Origin of the sequence: Pseudomonas sp. F8002, assembly GCF_013385495.1 — a bacterium.
GTDB lineage: Bacteria > Pseudomonadota > Gammaproteobacteria > Pseudomonadales > Pseudomonadaceae > Aquipseudomonas.
Genome location: NZ_JACAPW010000032.1, coordinates 61,289 through 79,435 on the forward strand (window position 1 = coordinate 61,289; position 18,147 = coordinate 79,435).

The 18,147-nt window shown below is 63.0% G+C and carries 14 protein-coding genes; 4 read left to right on the top strand and 10 right to left on the bottom strand.

Going from position 1 to position 18,147, the window contains the following annotated elements; translation table 11 throughout:
- Positions 1–194 precede the first annotated feature (194 nt).
- The 3 genes from gltB (at position 195) to hemE (ending at position 7,401) form a co-directional block, all read left to right on the top strand.
- A complete protein-coding gene (gltB, locus tag HX811_RS22940) occupies positions 195–4,640 on the top strand; it encodes a glutamate synthase large subunit (protein WP_003209351.1) in 4,446 nt (1,481 codons plus the stop codon).
- Between the two features lie 32 nt (positions 4,641–4,672).
- Complete coding sequence (locus HX811_RS22945; RefSeq protein ID WP_003209353.1) at positions 4,673–6,091, top strand: FAD-dependent oxidoreductase; 1,419 nt, start codon at positions 4,673–4,675, stop codon at positions 6,089–6,091.
- 242 nt (positions 6,092–6,333) lie between these two features.
- Complete coding sequence (gene hemE / locus HX811_RS22950; RefSeq protein ID WP_102604309.1) at positions 6,334–7,401, top strand: uroporphyrinogen decarboxylase; 1,068 nt, start codon at positions 6,334–6,336, stop codon at positions 7,399–7,401.
- 53 nt (positions 7,402–7,454) lie between these two features.
- On the opposite strand, the gene HX811_RS22955 is transcribed toward hemE, so the two are convergent.
- The gene (locus HX811_RS22955; RefSeq protein WP_371132458.1) at positions 7,455–8,672 is read right to left on the bottom strand and encodes an MFS transporter; all 1,218 of its coding nucleotides are present in this window, start codon (positions 8,670–8,672) and stop codon (positions 7,455–7,457) included.
- A gap of 181 nt (positions 8,673–8,853) precedes the next feature.
- Between HX811_RS22955 and HX811_RS22960 the strand changes: the two genes are divergently transcribed.
- Positions 8,854–9,747 carry a LysR family transcriptional regulator gene (locus HX811_RS22960; RefSeq protein ID WP_003209358.1) on the top strand — a complete coding sequence of 298 codons (894 nt, stop codon included), beginning with the start codon at positions 8,854–8,856 and terminating at the stop codon, positions 9,745–9,747.
- A gap of 161 nt (positions 9,748–9,908) precedes the next feature.
- On the opposite strand, the gene HX811_RS22965 is transcribed toward HX811_RS22960, so the two are convergent.
- From HX811_RS22965 to HX811_RS23005, 9 genes are read right to left on the bottom strand one after another with little or no spacing between them, the layout of a single operon-like run.
- Positions 9,909–10,349, bottom strand: coding sequence for a hypothetical protein (locus tag HX811_RS22965; RefSeq protein WP_003209360.1), 441 nt, complete (start codon positions 10,347–10,349; stop codon positions 9,909–9,911).
- Positions 10,350–10,375: 26 nt separating this feature from the next.
- Entirely contained in the window at positions 10,376–11,602 is a 1,227-nt protein-coding gene (locus HX811_RS22970) for a beta-ketoacyl-ACP synthase (protein ID WP_177047532.1), read from the bottom strand.
- The gene (gene fabG, locus HX811_RS22975; RefSeq protein ID WP_087692521.1) at positions 11,602–12,330 is read right to left on the bottom strand and encodes a 3-oxoacyl-ACP reductase FabG; all 729 of its coding nucleotides are present in this window, start codon (positions 12,328–12,330) and stop codon (positions 11,602–11,604) included. Before fabG ends, HX811_RS22970 begins: the two co-directional genes overlap by 1 nt.
- A complete protein-coding gene (locus HX811_RS22980) occupies positions 12,327–12,788 on the bottom strand; it encodes a hotdog family protein (protein WP_177047534.1) in 462 nt (153 codons plus the stop codon). The genes fabG and HX811_RS22980 overlap by 4 nt, the downstream gene beginning before the upstream one ends.
- On the bottom strand, positions 12,785–13,951 hold the full coding sequence (locus tag HX811_RS22985) for a beta-ketoacyl-[acyl-carrier-protein] synthase family protein (RefSeq protein ID WP_134325613.1): 1,167 nt from the start codon (positions 13,949–13,951) through the stop codon (positions 12,785–12,787). The genes HX811_RS22980 and HX811_RS22985 overlap by 4 nt, the downstream gene beginning before the upstream one ends.
- A complete protein-coding gene (locus HX811_RS22990; protein WP_177047536.1) occupies positions 13,948–14,430 on the bottom strand; it encodes a hypothetical protein in 483 nt (160 codons plus the stop codon). Before HX811_RS22990 ends, HX811_RS22985 begins: the two co-directional genes overlap by 4 nt.
- Complete coding sequence (locus HX811_RS22995) at positions 14,427–15,161, bottom strand: class I SAM-dependent methyltransferase (RefSeq protein WP_177047537.1); 735 nt, start codon at positions 15,159–15,161, stop codon at positions 14,427–14,429. Before HX811_RS22995 ends, HX811_RS22990 begins: the two co-directional genes overlap by 4 nt.
- The gene (locus tag HX811_RS23000) at positions 15,158–17,476 is read right to left on the bottom strand and encodes an MMPL family transporter (RefSeq protein ID WP_177047538.1); all 2,319 of its coding nucleotides are present in this window, start codon (positions 17,474–17,476) and stop codon (positions 15,158–15,160) included. Before HX811_RS23000 ends, HX811_RS22995 begins: the two co-directional genes overlap by 4 nt.
- Positions 17,466–18,128, bottom strand: a complete 663-nt coding sequence (locus tag HX811_RS23005) for an outer membrane lipoprotein carrier protein LolA (protein ID WP_177047687.1) — start codon at positions 18,126–18,128, stop codon at positions 17,466–17,468. The genes HX811_RS23000 and HX811_RS23005 overlap by 11 nt, the downstream gene beginning before the upstream one ends.
- Positions 18,129–18,147: the final 19 nt, after the last annotated feature.

Here is an 18,147-nt window from a genome sequence, read left to right on the forward strand (position 1 = left end):
CGCTTTAAACCTTTCATAAATGCGACATAGATTTGCGACATTTCGTCGCTAAATTTGTGAGCGTCTGTGTCGGTGTGTACAATGACCTCCCTTTTGCCCCCGCTAAGCCGGCGTACGTTCGGCGTGGAAGGTAACCGGTTGAATTGAAAAGAAATTTGCCTCGAAATAAGAGGCAGCCTGGTGAGAAAGTGTCTATGAAAGCAGGTCTGTACCAACCCGATGAATTCAAGGATAACTGCGGTTTCGGCCTGATAGCCCACATGCAGGGCGAGCCCAGTCATACCCTTTTGCAAACGGCCATCGAGGCCCTGACCTGCATGACCCACCGCGGTGGGATCAACGCCGACGGCAAGACCGGTGACGGTTGCGGCTTGCTGATTCAAAAGCCCGACCAGTTCCTGCGCGCAGTCGCCAAGGAACATTTCGGCGCCGATTTGCCCAAGCAGTACGCTGTGGGCATGGTGTTCTTCAACCAGGACCCGGTAAAAGCCGAAGCTGCTCGCGAGAACATGAACCGCGAGATCCTGGCCGCTGGCCTGCAGCTCGTCGGCTGGCGCAAAGTGCCGATCGACACCAGCGTACTGGGCCGCCTGGCCCTGGAGCGCCTGCCGCAGATCGAACAAGTGTTCATCGCAGGCGACGGCCTGAGTGACCAGGACATGGCGATCAAGCTGTTCACCTCTCGTCGTCGCTCGTCCGTGGCCAATGCCGCCGACACCGACCACTACATCTGCAGCTTTTCCCACAAGACCATCATTTATAAAGGCCTGATGATGCCGGCGGACTTGACCGCCTTCTATCCAGACCTGAGCGATGAGCGCCTGCAAACCGCAATCTGCGTGTTCCACCAGCGCTTCTCCACCAATACCCTGCCGAAATGGCCGCTGGCCCAGCCATTCCGCTTCCTCGCCCACAACGGCGAGATCAACACCATCACCGGCAACCGCAACTGGGCCGTGGCCCGTCGCACCAAGTTCGCCAACGACCTGATGGACCTGGAAGAGCTCGGCCCGCTGGTCAACCGCGTGGGTTCCGACTCCTCCAGCATGGACAACATGCTCGAACTGATGGTCACTGGCGGCATCGACCTGTTCCGTGGCGTGCGCATGATCATTCCGCCAGCGTGGCAGAACGTCGAGACCATGGACCCCGACCTGCGGGCGTTCTATGAGTACAACTCGATGCACATGGAACCGTGGGACGGCCCGGCCGGCGTGGTAATGACCGACGGTCGCTACGCCGTGTGCCTGCTCGACCGTAACGGCCTGCGCCCGGCGCGCTGGGTGACCACCACCAACGGCTTCATCACCCTGGCGTCGGAAATCGGCGTGTGGAACTACAAGCCGGAAGACGTGATCGCCAAGGGCCGCGTTGGCCCGGGCCAGATCCTCGCCGTGGACACCGAGACCGGTCAGATCCTTGACACCGATGCCATCGACAACCGCTTGAAGTCCCGTCATCCGTACAAGCAATGGCTGCGCAAGAATGCCCTGCGCATTCAGGCGACCATGGAAGACAACGACCACGGTTCTGCCTTCTACGACGTCGACCAGCTCAAGCAGTACATGAAGATGTACCAGGTCACTTTCGAAGAACGTGACCAGGTGCTGCGCCCACTGGGCGAGCAGGGCTACGAAGCCGTCGGCTCCATGGGCGATGACACGCCAATGGCCGTGCTGTCCCAGCGCGTGCGCACGCCGTACGACTATTTCCGCCAGCAGTTCGCCCAGGTGACCAACCCGCCGATTGACCCGCTGCGCGAAGCCATCGTGATGTCCCTGGAAGTGTGCCTCGGTGCCGAGCGCAACATCTTCCAGGAATCGCCTGAGCACGCTTCCCGCGTGATCCTCAGCTCGCCGGTCATTTCCCCGGCCAAGTGGCGCTCGTTGATGACCCTGGATCGCCCGGGCTTCGACCGGCAGATCATCGACCTGAACTACGACGAGAGCCTCGGCCTCGAAGCCGCGGTGCGCAATGTCGCCGATCAGGCTGAAGAAGCCGTGCGTGCCGGCCGTACCCAGATCGTGCTGACCGACCGCCATATCGCCCCGGGCAAGCTGCCGATCCACGCTTCCCTGGCCACCGGCGCGGTACACCACCGCCTGACCGAAAAGGGCCTGCGTTGCGATTCCAACATCCTGGTTGAAACCGCCACCGCCCGCGACCCGCATCACTTTGCGGTGTTGATCGGCTTCGGCGCCTCGGCGGTGTATCCGTTCCTGGCTTACGAAGTACTCGGCGACCTGATCCGTACCGGCGAAGTCCTGGGCGACCTCTACGAGGTGTTCAAGAACTACCGTAAGGGCATCACCAAGGGCCTGCTGAAGATCCTGTCGAAGATGGGCATCTCCACCGTCACGTCCTACCGCGGCGCGCAATTGTTCGAAGCCATCGGCCTGTCGGAAGAAGTTTGCGAGATGAGCTTCCGTGGCGTGCCGAGCCGCATCAAGGGTGCGCGTTTCGTCGACATCGAAGCCGAGCAGAAAGCCCTGGCCGCCGAAGCCTGGAGCGCGCGCAAGCCGATCCAGCAAGGCGGCCTGCTGAAGTTCGTGCACGGTGGCGAATACCACGCCTACAACCCGGACGTGGTCAACACCCTGCAAGCCGCCGTGCAGCAAGGCGACTACGCCAAGTTCAAGGAATACACCGCGCTGGTGGATAACCGCCCGGTGTCGATGATCCGCGACCTGTTCAAGGTGAAAACCCTGGACACGCCGCTGGCCATCAGCGAGATCGAGCCACTGGAATCGATCCTCAAGCGTTTCGACTCCGCCGGTATTTCCCTGGGCGCCTTGTCGCCTGAGGCTCACGAAGCCCTGGCCGAAGCCATGAACCGCCTGGGTGCGCGTTCCAACTCCGGCGAAGGCGGTGAAGACCCGGCGCGCTACGGCACCATCAAGAGCTCGAAAATCAAGCAGGTCGCCACTGGCCGTTTTGGTGTAACCCCGGAATACCTGGTCAACGCCGAAGTGCTGCAGATCAAGGTTGCCCAGGGCGCCAAGCCGGGCGAAGGCGGGCAACTGCCAGGCGGCAAGGTCAACGGCCTGATCGCCAAGCTGCGTTATGCAGTGCCGGGCGTGACATTGATTTCGCCGCCGCCGCACCACGACATCTACTCGATCGAGGATTTGTCGCAGCTGATTTTCGACCTGAAACAAGTCAACCCGCAGGCCCTGGTCTCGGTGAAACTGGTAGCGGAAGCCGGCGTGGGCACCATCGCCGCCGGTGTGGCCAAGGCCTATGCCGACCTGATCACCATCTCCGGCTACGACGGCGGCACCGGCGCTTCGCCGCTGACCTCCATCAAGTACGCCGGCGCACCGTGGGAACTGGGCCTGGCTGAAACCCACCAGACCCTGCGCGGCAACGACCTGCGCGGCAAGGTCCGGGTGCAAACCGACGGTGGCCTGAAAACCGGCCTCGACGTGATCAAGGCTGCAATCCTCGGCGCCGAAAGCTTCGGCTTCGGCACCGCGCCAATGATCGCCCTGGGCTGCAAATACCTGCGCATCTGCCACCTGAACAACTGCGCCACCGGCGTGGCCACTCAGAACGAGAAGCTGCGCAAGGACCACTACATCGGTACCGTCGACATGGTGGTGAATTTCTTCACCTACGTCGCCGAGGAAACCCGTGAGTGGCTGGCCAAGCTGGGCGTGCGTTCCCTGGAAGAGCTGATCGGCCGTACCGACCTGCTGGACATCCTCGAAGGCCAGACCGCCAAGCAACAGCACCTGGACCTGACGCCGCTGTTGGGCAGCGATCACATCCCGGCCGACAAGCCACAGTTCTGCCAGGTTGACCGCAACCCGCCGTTCGACAAGGGCCTGCTGGCCGAGAAGATGGTCGAGATGGCCACTTCGTCGATCAACGACGCGAGCGGCGGCGAATTCGCCCTGGATATCTGCAACTGCGACCGTTCCATCGGCGCACGCATCTCCGGCGAAATCGCGCGCAAGCACGGCAACCAGGGCATGGCCAAGGCGCCGATCACCTTCCGCTTCAAGGGTACCGCTGGCCAGAGCTTCGGCGTATGGAACGCCGGTGGCCTGAACATGTACCTCGAAGGCGATGCCAACGACTACGTGGGCAAGGGCATGACCGGCGGCAAGCTGGTGATCGTCCCGCCAGTGGGCAGCGTCTACAAGACTCAAGACAGTGCCATCATCGGCAACACCTGCCTGTACGGCGCAACCGGCGGCAAGCTGTTTGCCGCGGGCACGGCCGGTGAGCGTTTCGCAGTGCGTAACTCCGGTGCCCACACCGTGGTTGAAGGCACGGGCGATCACTGCTGCGAGTACATGACCGGGGGTTTTGTCGCGGTGCTGGGCAAGACCGGCTACAACTTCGGTTCGGGCATGACCGGCGGTTTCGCCTACGTGCTCGACCAGGACAACACCTTCGTCGACAAGGTGAACCACGAGTTGGTGGAGATCCAGCGGATCAGCGGCGAAGCGATGGAATCCTATCGCAACCACTTGCAGCATGTGCTGGACGAATATGTCGAGGAAACCAACAGCGAATGGGGTCGCAACCTCGCTGAAAACCTCGATGACTACCTGCGTCGTTTCTGGCTGGTCAAGCCCAAGGCTGCCAACCTGAAATCGTTGCTTTCCAGCATCCGTGCCAACCCGCAGTGATATGCGCCTGAAGAGTTTGATGAGGTTTTAACATGGCTGAACGTCTGAATAACGACTTCCAGTTCATCGATGTCGGGCGCAAAGATCCGAAGAAGAAACTGTTGCGTCAACGCAAGAAAGAGTTCGTGGAAATCTACGAGCCCTTCAAACCCCAGCACTCGGCCGACCAGGCCCACCGCTGCCTGGGTTGCGGTAACCCGTATTGCGAATGGAAGTGCCCGGTGCACAACTTCATTCCGAACTGGCTGAAGCTGGTGGCCGAGGGCAACATCCTCGCCGCCGCCGAGCTGTCTCACCAGACCAACACCCTGCCGGAAGTGTGCGGCCGGGTGTGCCCGCAGGACCGTCTGTGCGAGGGTGCGTGCACTCTCAACGACGGCTTCGGCGCGGTGACCATCGGTTCGGTGGAGAAGTACATCACCGACACCGCGTTCGCCATGGGCTGGCGCCCGGACATGTCCAAGGTCAAGCCGACCGGCAAGCGCGTCGCGATCATCGGCGCGGGCCCGGCGGGCCTGGGCTGTGCCGACGTGCTGGTACGTGGCGGCGTGACCCCGGTGGTGTTCGACAAGAACCCGGAAATCGGTGGCCTGCTGACCTTCGGCATCCCCGAGTTCAAGCTGGAAAAAACCGTACTGAGCCATCGTCGCGAAGTCTTCACCGGCATGGGTATCGAGTTCCGCCTCAATACCGAAATCGGCAAGGACGTGACCATGGAGCAACTGCTTGAAGAATACGATGCCGTGTTCATGGGCATGGGCACCTACACCTACATGAAGGGCGGCTTTGCCGGTGAGGACCTGCCGGGCGTGTACGACGCTCTGGACTTCCTGATCGCCAACGTCAACCGCAACCTGGGCTTTGAAAAGTCGCCGGAAGATTTCGTCGACATGAAAGGCAAGAAGGTCGTGGTGCTGGGCGGTGGTGATACCGCGATGGACTGCAACCGTACTTCGATTCGCCAGGGTGCCAAGTCGGTGACCTGTGCCTACCGTCGTGACGAAGCCAACATGCCGGGTTCGCGCAAAGAGGTGAAGAACGCCAAGGAAGAAGGCGTGAAATTCCTCTACAACCGCCAGCCGATCGCTATCGTCGGTGAAGACCGTGTCGAAGGCGTGAAAGTGGTCGAGACCCGTCTCGGCGAACCGGATGCCCGTGGCCGTCGCAGCCCCGAGCCGATCCCGGGTTCCGAAGAGATCATCCCGGCAGACGCCGTGGTCATCGCCTTCGGTTTCCGCCCAAGCCCGGCGCCTTGGTTCGAGCAGTTCGAAATCCAGACCGACAGCCAGGGCCGCGTTGTAGCCCCGGAACAAGGCCAGTACAAACACCAGACCAGCAACCCGAAAATCTTCGCCGGTGGCGACATGGTTCGCGGGTCTGACCTGGTAGTGACGGCCATCTTCGAAGGCCGCAACGCCGCCGAAGGGATCCTGGATTACCTGCAGGTCTGACCCCGATCCCGGATTGAAATGGGATCAAAATGTGGGAGCGGGCTTGCTCGCGAATGCGGTATATCAGTCACCAGATGTGTTGGCTGACCCACCGCTTTCGCGAGCAAGCCCGCTCCCACATTTGTTTTGTGGCGCTTTCATATCCGCGACAAATTGACCCGATAGACAAAAGGCACGGCTCTTGCCGTGCCTTTTGCGTCGCGCTCTGAGAAAATGCCCGCACTTTTTTTGCGGATGCCGACATGACTGCCCTCAAGAACGACCGTTTCCTTCGTGCCCTGCTCAAGCAACCCGTGGACGTCACCCCTGTGTGGATGATGCGCCAGGCCGGTCGCTACCTGCCGGAATACCGCGCCAGTCGCGCCCACGCCGGCGACTTCATGAGCCTGTGCATGAACCCGGAGTTCGCCTGCGAAGTCACCATGCAACCGCTGGACCGCTATCCACAGCTGGATGCGGCCATCCTGTTCTCCGATATCCTGACCATCCCTGACGCCATGGGCCAGGGCCTGTACTTCGAAACCGGCGAAGGCCCGCGTTTCAAGAAAGTCGTCAGTACCCTGGCCGATATCGAAGCCCTGCCGATCCCCGATCCCCACAAGGACCTGGGCTACGTCATGGATGCGGTCAGCACCATCCGCCGCGAGCTGAACGGCCGCGTGCCGCTGATCGGCTTCTCCGGCAGCCCGTGGACCCTGGCCACCTACATGGTCGAAGGCGGCTCGTCGAAAGACTTCCGCAAGACCAAGGCCATGCTGTACGACAACCCGCAAGCCATGCACCTGCTGCTGGACAAGCTGGCGCAGTCGGTCACCTCCTACCTCAACGGCCAGATCATGGCCGGCGCCCAGGCGGTGCAGATTTTCGACACCTGGGGTGGCAACCTGTCGGCGGCGGCGTACCAGGAGTTCTCCCTGGCCTACATGCGCAAGATCGTCAGCGGCCTGATCCGCGAACACGAAGGCCGCAAGGTGCCGGTGATCATGTTCACCAAGGGCGGCGGCCTGTGGCTGGAAAGCATCGCCGACGCCGGCGCCGACGCGCTGGGCCTGGACTGGACCTGCGACCTCGGCGAAGCCCGTCGCCGCGTGGGCAGCAAGGTTGCGCTGCAAGGCAACATGGACCCGACCGTGCTGTACGCCAAGCCGGAAGCCATCCGTACTGAAGTCGGCCGCATCCTCGCCAGCTACGGCAAAGGCAGTGGTCACGTGTTCAACCTTGGCCACGGCATTACTCCGGAAGTTGATCCGGAGCACGCAGGTGCGTTCCTGCGGGCGGTGCACGAGTTGTCGGCGCAGTATCACGAGTGATCGCGCGGCAATGAAAAAGCCCGGCAGATGCCGGGCTTTTTTGTAAGCGCTGGTTAAGCCTTGGCTTCCTGCAACGGCGGCAACTTCGCCAGCTTCAACGCCACCAGCAACGCGACGATCAACAGCGCGACGATAAACCCGCCAATCCCGTTCCACCCGGCGTAGTGCCAGAAGAAACCGCCCGCCGTCCCCGCAATACTCGACCCCACGTAGTAACTGAACAGGTACAGCGACGACGCCTGCCCCTTGGCTTTCAGTGCGCGGCGGCCGATCCAGCTGCTGGCCACCGAGTGGGCGCCGAAGAAGCCGAAGGTGAAGATCAGCATGCCGGGCACTACCAGCCACAGCGGGGTAAACAGCGTCAGGGCGATACCGCCGAGCATCAGCACGATGGTGCCCCACAGCACGCGACGACGGCCCAGGCGGTCGGCCAGGGAGCCGATTTTCGCCGAGCTGTAGATACCCGAGAGGTAGACCAGCGACAGCAGGCCTACCACGGCCTGGCTCAAATCGTACGGGTCCGCCAGCAAGCGGTAGCCGATGTAGTTGAACATCGTCACAAAGGCGCCCATCAGCACGAAGGCTTCGAGGAACAGCCACGGCAGGCCGGCGTCCTTGAAGTGCATGGTGAAGCCGTCCACCAGGCTGCGCGGGTGCAGGGTGCTGGCGCGGAAGTTGCGCGATTCGGGGAGGATCTTCCAGAACACCGTGGCCGCGATCAGCGCCAGGGCGCCGATGATCAGCATCGCGGTGTGCCAGCTGACGAAGTCGATCAGTACGCCGATGATCAAGCGCCCGCTCATCCCGCCAATGGCGTTACCACCGATGTACAAACCCATGGCCAGGCCGATGTGTTGCGGGTGGATCTCTTCACTCAGGTAGGTCATGGCCACCGCTGCCAGGCCGCTGAGGGACAGGCCCACCAGTGCGCGCATCAGCAGGATGCCTTCCCAGCTTGGCATCAGGCCGCTGGCGATGGTGCACAACGCGGCGCAGAACAGTGCGGCAACCATCACCGGCTTGCGCCCCAGGGTGTCGGAAATCGGCCCGGTGATCAGCAGGCCAATGGCAAGCATGCCGGTGGCCACCGAGAGAATCAGGCTGCTTTGCGCGGCATTGATGGAAAATTCGTGGGACAGCGCCGGCATCATCGGCTGTACGCAGTAGAGCAGGGCGAAAGTGGCGAAACCGCCAGAGAACAGCGCCAGCACCGTGCGCATGAACATCGGGGTGCCTTTTTCGATGTACTGCTCGTTGAGCTGTGCCACCACTTCATCGAGGGCGGTGGGCGGTACTTCTTGAGCAAGCGGAGCGACAGCAGATTTCACGCGGGACCTCGGGGAGGAAAGGCTGCCAGGGCTGGCAATGCAAAAAAGAATATAGCTCCCTATTGATTCTTTCCAATATATTGTTCGACCTGTTTAAGAGCTTCTACGACCTAATGAGGTTTTCATGGAACTGCGCCACCTGCGTTACTTCATCGCCGTGGCTGAAGAGCTGCATTTTGGCCGCGCCGCGCAGGTGCTGGGGATCTCCCAGCCGCCCCTGAGCCAGCAGATCCAGGCGCTGGAGCAGGAGATAGGTGCGCGGTTGTTTGAGCGTACCAATCGTCGGGTCGAGCTGAGCGAGGCCGGCAGGTTGTTCCTGCAAGAGGCGCGGTTGGTGCTGGCGCAGGTGGATAAAGCGGCGGACGTGGCGCGTCGGGCGCAGCTGGGGGAACTGGGGGAGTTGAAGATTGGCTTCACCTCTTCTGCGCCGTTCAACTCCAGCATCCCACAGGCGATCTTCGCGTTTCGCCAGGCATTCCCGGCGGTGCATTTGAATCTGCAGGAGATGAGCAGCACGGAGGTGGCCGAGTCGCTGGTGGATGAGTCGATTCAGGTGGGGTTGATGCGACCGTTGCCGTTGCCCGACTCCTTGAGCGTCGTGGAACTGATGCGCGAGCCCTTGGTGGCCGTGCTGAACGCCGGGCATCCGTTGGTGGAGGGCAGTGAGCGGGGTTTGCACCTGGCGCAATTGGCCGAAGAACCGTTTGTGTTTTTCCCGCGGACTTACGGCAGCGGGTTGTATGCCCAATTGATGAGCCTGGCGCGTGATGCCGGCTTCAGCCCGCACTTCGCGCAGGAGGCCGGGGAGGCGATGACCATCATCGGCCTGGTGGCGGCGGGGTTGGGTGTTTCGGTGTTGCCGGCGTCGTATCAGCGGATCCGCATTGATGGCGTGGTGTATCGCACGTTGCTGGATCAGGAGGCGGTGACGGCGGTGTGGCTGGTGCAGCGCAAGGGTCAGCAGACGCCGATGGCCAAGGCGTTTGTCGAGCTGCTGACCCGCAAGGCATTGGTATGACCGACGCATAACCTGTGGCGAGGGAGCTTGCTCCCGCTGGGCTGCGCAGCAGCCCCAAAACCCGACGACTGAGTTTTACCAGGCAACCTTCAAGCGCAGGTTTCAGGGGCGCTTCGCGCCCCAACGGGAGCAAGCTCCCTCGCCACAGGGAAGCGGGTGTTTCAGTTCTGCTTCGACGTCCCGGTCTGCTGGAGCAACTGCGCCGTGTCACTCACACCATTGGTGCGCAACGCCGCCAGGATGTCACGGTCCAGCATGCTCACCCAGCGGTTGTAGTTGCGGTGAATCTTGCCGTCCTTGTAGCCCAGGTCGCGGCTGTCGCGGTAGGTGATGGCGTAGCTGGTGGCGGTGTAGCGGATGTCGATTTCAGCGTGGAACTGGTTGCGCACGTTGATCTCGGCCTGCACCAGTTGCGGGCTCAGGCGCTGCACCACCCATTGGCGTTTGTTCAAGGCCGCGATGATGGTCTGCTTCATTTTTTCTTCGTTGACCTGCGGGTTCGCCGGCAAGTCATGCTGGGTGTTGAGCACCGGTTTGTTGGTGCAGCCAGCGGTGGTGAGCAGGGCCAAAGCGACCAGTGTTGCGCGTAGCAGGGAAGACATTCCATTTCTCCAGTCAGTAAAAAAACTTAGACCCAGCGGCGGAAGATCAGCGAAGTGTTGACGCCGCCAAAGGCAAAATTGTTGTTCATCACGTAGTCGCTGTGCAGCTCGCGGAACTCACCTTGCAGGTAGTCCAGCTCGCCGCAGCGCGGGTCGACTTCGTCGAGGTTGAAGGTGTGCACGTATCGGTCGCTGTTCATCATTTCGATGCTGAACCACGACTCCAGCGCGCCGCATGCGCCCAGGGTGTGCCCAAGGAAACTCTTTTGCGAGCTGATGGGCATGCGGCTGCCGAACAGGCTGTTGGTGGCCAGGGTTTCGGCGATGTCGCCCTGGTCGGTGGCGGTGCCATGGCCGTTCACATAGCCGATGGCGTCGGGCGCAAGCCCCGCATCTTCCAATGCCAGTTCCATGGCGCGGCGCATGGTGGCCTGTTCCGGGCGGGTGGTGTGCTGGCCGTCGGCGTTGCTGCCGAAGCCGACGATTTCGGCGTGGATATGCGCGCCACGGGCCAGCGCATGTTCCAGCTCTTCGAGTACCAGGATGCCGCCGCCTTCGCCGATCACCAGGCCGTCGCGGCCACTGTCGTAGGGACGCGGGCTGGTTTGTGGTGCATCGTTTTTCAGGCTGGTGGCGTACAGCGCATCGAACACCATGGCTTCGGTAGGGCACAGCTCTTCGGCGCCACCTGCCAACATCAGCGGCAGGCGGCCGAACTTGATGGCTTCATAGGCGTAGCCGATGCCCTGGCTGCCGCTGGTGCACGCGCTGGAGGTGGGGATCAGCCGGCCGGTGAGGCCGAAGAAAATGCTGATATTCGCCGCCGTGGTGTGGGGCATCATCCGCACGTAGGAGTTGGCGTTCAGCCCCTCGGCCACCGAGTTCAGCAGCATATTGCCGAAGGCCTTGATCTCGTCGGTGCTGCCGGTGGACGAGCCACAGGCCACGCCCATGCGCCCGTCCTTGATCGACTCGTCGCCCAGCAAGCCGGCGTCTTTGAGCGCCTGCTCCGCCGCCCATACAGCCAGCCGGGAAACCCGGCCCATGCTGCGCAGTTGCTTGCGGGTCCAGTGGGAGGGCACCACGAAATCATCGATCGGCCCGGCCAGCCGGGTGTTCAGTTCGGTGAAACGGTCCCACTCGTCCATGCGCCGGATGCCGCTGCGGTTGGCGCGGAAGTTGGCGGCGATGGTTGCCCAATCGCTGCCCAGGGACGTAACGCCGGCCATGCCGGTGACCACCACACGTTTCATCAGCACAGGCCTCCATTCACGGCAAGCACTTGGCGGGTGATGTAGCCGGCTTCTGCCGACATCAGGAAATTCACCGCCCCGGCGACTTCTTCCGGAGTGCCCATGCGCTGGGCGGGGATCATTTTCATCAGCTCTTCCACCGGTACGTTTTCATCGAGCATCGCGGTGTCGATCAGCCCGGGGGCCACGCAATTGACGGTGATCTTGCGCTTGCCCAGCTCGATGGCCAGGGCCTTGGCGGCGCCGATCAGGCCGGCCTTGGACGCGCTGTAGTTGACCTGGCCGCGGTTGCCGATCAGCCCGGATACCGAGGTGATGCACACGATCCGCCCGGCGGCGCGACGACGAATCATCGGCATCATCACCGGGTGCAGCACGTTGTAGAAACCGTCGAGGTTGGTGCGCATCACCACGTCCCAATCGTCTTCCGACAGCGCTGGAAACGCGCCGTCGCGCGTCAGGCCCGCATTGAGCACCACGCCGTAATACGCGCCATGGGCTTCCACGTCGGCTTCAAGGATCTCCTTGCAGCTGGCGCGGTCCGCCACATCGAATTGCAACACCCGGGCCTTGCGCCCCAGCGCTTCGATTTCGACCTGCACCGCATCCGCCTCGGCACGCCCGCTGCGGCAATGCAGCACGATGTCGTGCCCGGCCTGGGCCAGGCGCACAGCGATAGCGCGGCCGATGCCACGGCTGGAGCCGGTCACCAATACGGATTCAGTCATGGCGTGGTGTCCTTCGATTCATCTAAATAGTTGGCCGCCTGGGGCGGTCGAAATACGTTCAAGCGCGCGCTGGCCTGGATGCCGTCGCCGGTGAGGTGGCATTCGAACACACCCATGCCGTTGTCGTCTTCCAGGGAGCGCAGGCCGTGGATGGTCAGCTCGGTGCCTGCGGGAAAGTGCTCGACGTTGCACTCGAACTTGCGCGTGCCCAGCAGGAAGCCCAACTCCACGGCTTCACCTTTCTGGCGCGCGCGGCAACCGGCGTAGGCCGCGACGCTTTGCGCCATCAACTCAACGCCGACCCACGCAGGCAGGCTGCCGTCGGCGCGGTTGAAAAGACCGCCGGGCTTGACCGTCAGGCGGGTCTGGATCTGTTCTTCATCAAAGCTCAGGACCTGATCGATCAGGATCATGTCACCGGCGTGGGGCAGCAGTTCGGCGAGCGGCCAATCAGTCATGGGGCGTCTCCGATAATCAGGCTGACGTTGTTGCCGCCGAAGGCAAACGAGTTGCTCATCAGGCAGCGTTTTTCCAGGGCGTCGCCGGGCGACGCCCACTTCAGTACGGGCAGGTCGGGGTCCGCCTGGCCATCCCAGACATGCGGCGGCACTACGCCTTCTGCCAGGCTCAGCCAGCAGAACGCCGCTTCCAGCGCGCCGGCGGCGCCCAGGGTGTGGCCGGTCATGGGTTTGGTCGAGGAGCAGGCTACGCCGTCCGGGAACAGGGCCGCGACCGCCAGGCTTTCCATGGCATCGTTATGTTGGGTAGCGGTGCCGTGCAGGTTCAGGTAACCGATTTGTCCGGGCGCCAGTTGTGCGCTGGCCAGGGCCTTGCGCATCGCTTGCAACGCCCCCTTGCCGGTAGGCTCGGGGGCGGAAATATGGTGGGCGTCGCAACTGGCGCCACTGCCCAGCAGTGCGACCGGCGCCGGGGTTTTGCTCATCAGGAACAGCACGGCGGCTTCGCCGATATTGATGCCGTTGCGGTTCAGCGAAAACGGATTGCAGCGCTCTGCCGAAACCGCCTCCAGCGACGAAAAACCATTGAGGGTCAGCTTGCACAGCGTGTCGACGCCACCGCAGATCACCGCATCGCACACGCCCAGGTCCAACAGGCGTTGGGCACTCATCAGCGCTCGTGCGCTGGAGGTGCAGGCGGTGGAAATCACGTAGGCCGGGCCGCTCAGTTGCAGCCAGTCGGCGAGGAAATCGGCCGGGGCGCCAAGCGCCTGTTGCTGATAGTCGTAGTCGGCGGGGAACTGGTTTTCCCGCAGATAGTGGGCGATGCCACGGCTGGCTTCATCGATGCCCGAGGTGCTGGTGCCGAGCACGATGCCAATGCGCGACGCGCCGAACGTCTGGATCGCTTGCCGGATCTCGTCGTCAATCTGCAACGCGGCTTCCAGCAGCAACTGGTTATTGCGGCTGCGATGGGATTCCAGCCCGGGCGGTATCGCCGCCAGTTCACCGTGCACAGCGGCCACCGGCAACACACGCTCCGGCACCCAGCCGCTTTCGGCGCGCATGCCGGAGCAGTCGCCGGCAAACAGGCTGCGGCTGACTTCGCGCTTGTCGCGGCCCAGGGCGCAGATCACGCCGAGGGCATTGAGGTAGGCGCTCATCGGGCAGCCCCAAGCGGCGAGATGTGGTAGGTCAGGTGTTGCCCGACCACGTCCACGCGAAACACCAGGGAGGAGTGATAGGTGATCTTCCAGTGGGACGGCAGGGTGCGGATCAGGTCCATTTCCTGGGTGCCGGGGTACAGCCTGGAAACTTCATCCGCCGAGGTCAGGGCGAACAACAGCGCGGCAAACAATTCACGCGCCTGGGGGTTGGGCGGCAGCAGACCGTCGGCCTGCCAGGCGCCATTGATCAGCATCTGCCGAGCCTGGGGAATGCCCAGCGGGTCCATCATCGACCAGCGAATCCCGCCGCCTTCGCGCTGCATCACCAGCAACCAGTCCTGGCGTTGGCCGTCCTGTTCGCGCTGTACGTGCAGTTGCAGTGGCAGGCTCAGTACCGGGTTTTTCGTCGGCAACGGCGGCTGGCTGGCGCACGCGCCCAGCAGCAACAGGCAGCCGATCAACAGCATTCGGATCATGTCTCAGCGCTCGCCAGAGGTTTGCGGGCGACCACGTTGACCAGGGTTTCTTCGCGCTGGCCGGCCGGTTTTGGCTGGCGCAGGCCCCAGCGCTCAAGCAGGCCGAAGTCGGTGGCGCGGCTCCACCACAGGTACGGGTACGAGACGTTCTGCGGGCCGAACTCAAAGCCCTGCTCGCGAATCATCTCAAGGTACTCCTCGGCGCTTTTCTGCACATGCATCGGGTGACGAAACAGCCAGCGGATTACCCAGGTGTCGATATAGGCCTCGGTGGATTCGGCAAACAGCAGGTAGCCGCCCGGCTTGAGCACGCGATAGAACTCTTTCAGGGCGCGATGCTGTTCCACCAGATGATGGAAGGTCTGGTGACAGAACAGCACGTCGACACTGGCGTCGGCCACGTCGAGGGTCGCGCAGTCGCTGCCGATCAACTCGATGGCGATGCCCTGGCGCGCGGCTTCGGTGCGGCTCAGGTCGAGGCTGTGGGGGTCGGCGTCGAGGCCGATCAGGCGGTCGGGGGCGAACACCTGCTGCAGGTACTGGAACGACTTGCCCTGGCCGCAACCAGCGTCCAGCAGCACCGGGGCAACCGGCAGCGGGTCGCTGAACAGGCTGCGCAGGTCGTTGATGGCCACGCGCAGCACATGGTGCTGCCAGGTGTGGCTGCGCAGGAACCAGAAGCCGAATTTGGTTTCTTCGACGTAGTTTTTACTCAGGTATTGGCTGCTCATCTCATCTTCCTTGTCCCGGACGGGCTGGCCCACGGCGCCAGCATGAAGCTGAACGCCAGCCCCAGGCTCACCGACAGCCCAAAATTACTCACCGCCGGTGTGCTGGAAATAGCCAGCAGGCCGAACGATAGCCAAGTAGTCACGGCCGCCAACAGTGTGCCCAACAGGCTCACGGCGGCGCCGCCAATTTGTTCACGCATCAGGATCGCGTAGTCGACGCTGATGGCGGTCACCAGCAGCAGGCCGAACAGGCTGAACAACGTCAGCGGCTGCCCCAGCCAACCCAGGCTGGCCAGGCTGCACAGCGCAGCCAGCAACGGCAGGGCGACGATGCGCAAGGCACCGCCGAAGCCGAACGGCAGGATCAGCAGCAGTACGATCAACACGCAGGACATCAATTTCAATTCCGCCGCGCTGATCTGTGTGGCGGCGAACACCTGGTTCAAGTCGCCGAGGCGATCCACCAACTGCACGCCGGGCAGATCCAGGGCCTGCACCCGCAGCAAGGCCGGGTTGTTCAACCCTTGCAGGCTCACCATCGCCGCCACGCCACCGTCGACATTCCCCAGCCACAGCGTGCGCCACGGCTCGGCCAGCGGGCCGACCAGTGCTGCGTCGATGTCTTCGGTGGGCAAGGCCTGCAACTGGGCCAGCTCGGCTTGCAGGGCGGCGGCCGGTACGCCGAGGTCCAGCAATGGCTGCCAGTACTGCGGCAGTTGGTTCAGGGCCTCGCGCAGTTGCTGTTGCTCCGCCGGCGCGCTGACCAACTGGTTGAGCGCCAGGTAACCCTGGAGCTTGTCCATGTTCACCAACTGATCCAGGCGCTGGCTCAGCGCGGCCTGGCGTTCCAGCAACTGCTGCTGGTTGTCCGCCCGCACCAGGAAGAACTGGCTGGTGGGCTGGAACCCGGTAATCCGCGCAACGGCCTGGGCTTCCTGCAGCAACTGCGGTGGCGCACCGATCCACTGGCGGATATCGTTTTTGCTGTTCAGGTGCCACAGCCCACCGGCGCAAAACACCAACACCAGTATCAACAACACCGGGCTTGGCAGGCGCTTGAGCAGCGACTCGCGCACGCTCAGCAGGAACTCGGCAATGCGCAGGGGCCATTGCGCCGGGCGCAGCTCGACGCCTTTGAGCAAGGCCGGCAACAGGCACACGGCCGACAGGTAAGCGCCCACCAGACCGGCAGCGGAGAACACCGCGATTTGCGTCAGCGCCGGGAACGGCGTCCACGCCAGGGCCAGGTAACCGATGCAACTGGTGGCCAGGCTCAGGCTCAGGCCCGGCAAGGTCACGCGCAACGCTGGCCAACTGCGCCAAGGGCTCATGCTCCAGCTCTTGGACAGGTAATGCAGCGGGTAATCCACCGCCACGCCGATCAGGCTCGAGCCCAGCACCAGCGTGATCACATGCATATGCCCGAACAGCGCCACACAGGCCACCGCACCAAACAGCATGCCCACCAGCACCGGCACGAACGCCAGCAACACCCGCCAGCGGCGGAACGCAAGCAGCAGCAATAACAGGATGCCTACCGTCGCGCCGCCGCCGACCCAAGTGATTTCCCGGGTGGCCTGCTGCTGACCATTGGCTGCATACAGCAGGCCGCTGGCGGCGAGCAATTGCGCGCCTTGCTGGTCGGCCTGCTCGCGGCTGGCCTTGAGCAGGTCAGCCACTTGCAGCGGCAGTTTCATGTCGAAGGCATTGCCGGTGGTGCGGGCCCGCAGCAGTACCCAGCTTTTGCCGTCGGCATCGGCGATCAGCGCGCCGCTGCCGATATCCAGTTGCACCGAACCGTGCTGCGGCTGGCTGTTCTGGATGCGCCCGGTGAGGCCCAGCCAATCGTCCTGGCTGGGCACCAGGCTGAAGCCGGTGAACGGGTCGAACAGCGCCTGAACCCGCTGCTGAATAAACGCCTGGGGCTCGTCGATCAGTTGCTCGCGATCCTTGGCCGAGAGCATCGCCAGCCGGCCTTGCAGCAACTGCTGACGCAGGGCCGGCAGGTCGGCTTGGAGGTTCCACTGGACCTTTTCAAACAGGCCGCTGGCTTGCCAGCGCTCGCCCAATTGCGTCGCCATGGCCACGGCTTTTTGCCGGTCGGCATGCCCCACCAGCACCAGCATTTCGCGGTTCAGCGGTTCCTGCATGCGCTGTTCGGCGCGCAGCTCCAGCGCATCCGGCGCGGTGCCGGGCACCAGTTCCATCAGGTTCGCCGACAGCGGTGCGCCATGGCGCCATTGCCAGCCCGCCAGGGCCAACACGGCCACCAGCAGGATCAGGAACAGGCGCGGCAACCAGCGTTCACTCGGCAAAGTCGTGTTGCTCCGCGTCGCTCAAGGGCTGGCTGCTGGTGCTGTCCTGCATGCGCAGTACGGTGCTGTCGCCCTGGGTTTCCAGCAGCTCGATCTTCTGCACCAGTTCGCCGCCGTCGATATTGATTTGGGTGAACACCTGCTTGAGCAGCAGCGAGCGCGGGATCAACGTGAGTTTCCACTGCTGGGCTTCGCCTTGCAGTTGCAGCTCGAAGTCACGCTGCAAGCCGCTGCTGTCGCCCTGTAACACCGCGAGGAACAAACGGTTCTGCTCGGCGCCGGCGCTCTTGTTCGGCAGCAATTGCCAGCCGTTGGCGTCACGCCGGGCGATGCCGTTGGCGCTGATGCGGTAGTCCTGTTGCAGCGGGGTTTTCAGCAGCCACAGCAGGCCGTGATTCTTGGCCAGGACAAACGTGCCCTTGCTGACCAGCGGTTGCGGCAGGGCGCGCAGGTGTTTTTCCTGGATGAAGTTGCCGTGGATCACCGACGGTTTTGCCAGCTGATCGCTGAGTTGTTGCAGGTCGAAAGCATGGGCCAGGCCTGGAATGCTTAACAACAGGATTAGCGCGGTCCTTGTGGGAGCGAGCTTGCTCGCGAAGAACCTGAGGGCGCCGAGAAGTGTCAGGCGTCTCGCGTTATCGTTGACGACCATCGCGGGCAAGCCCGCTCCC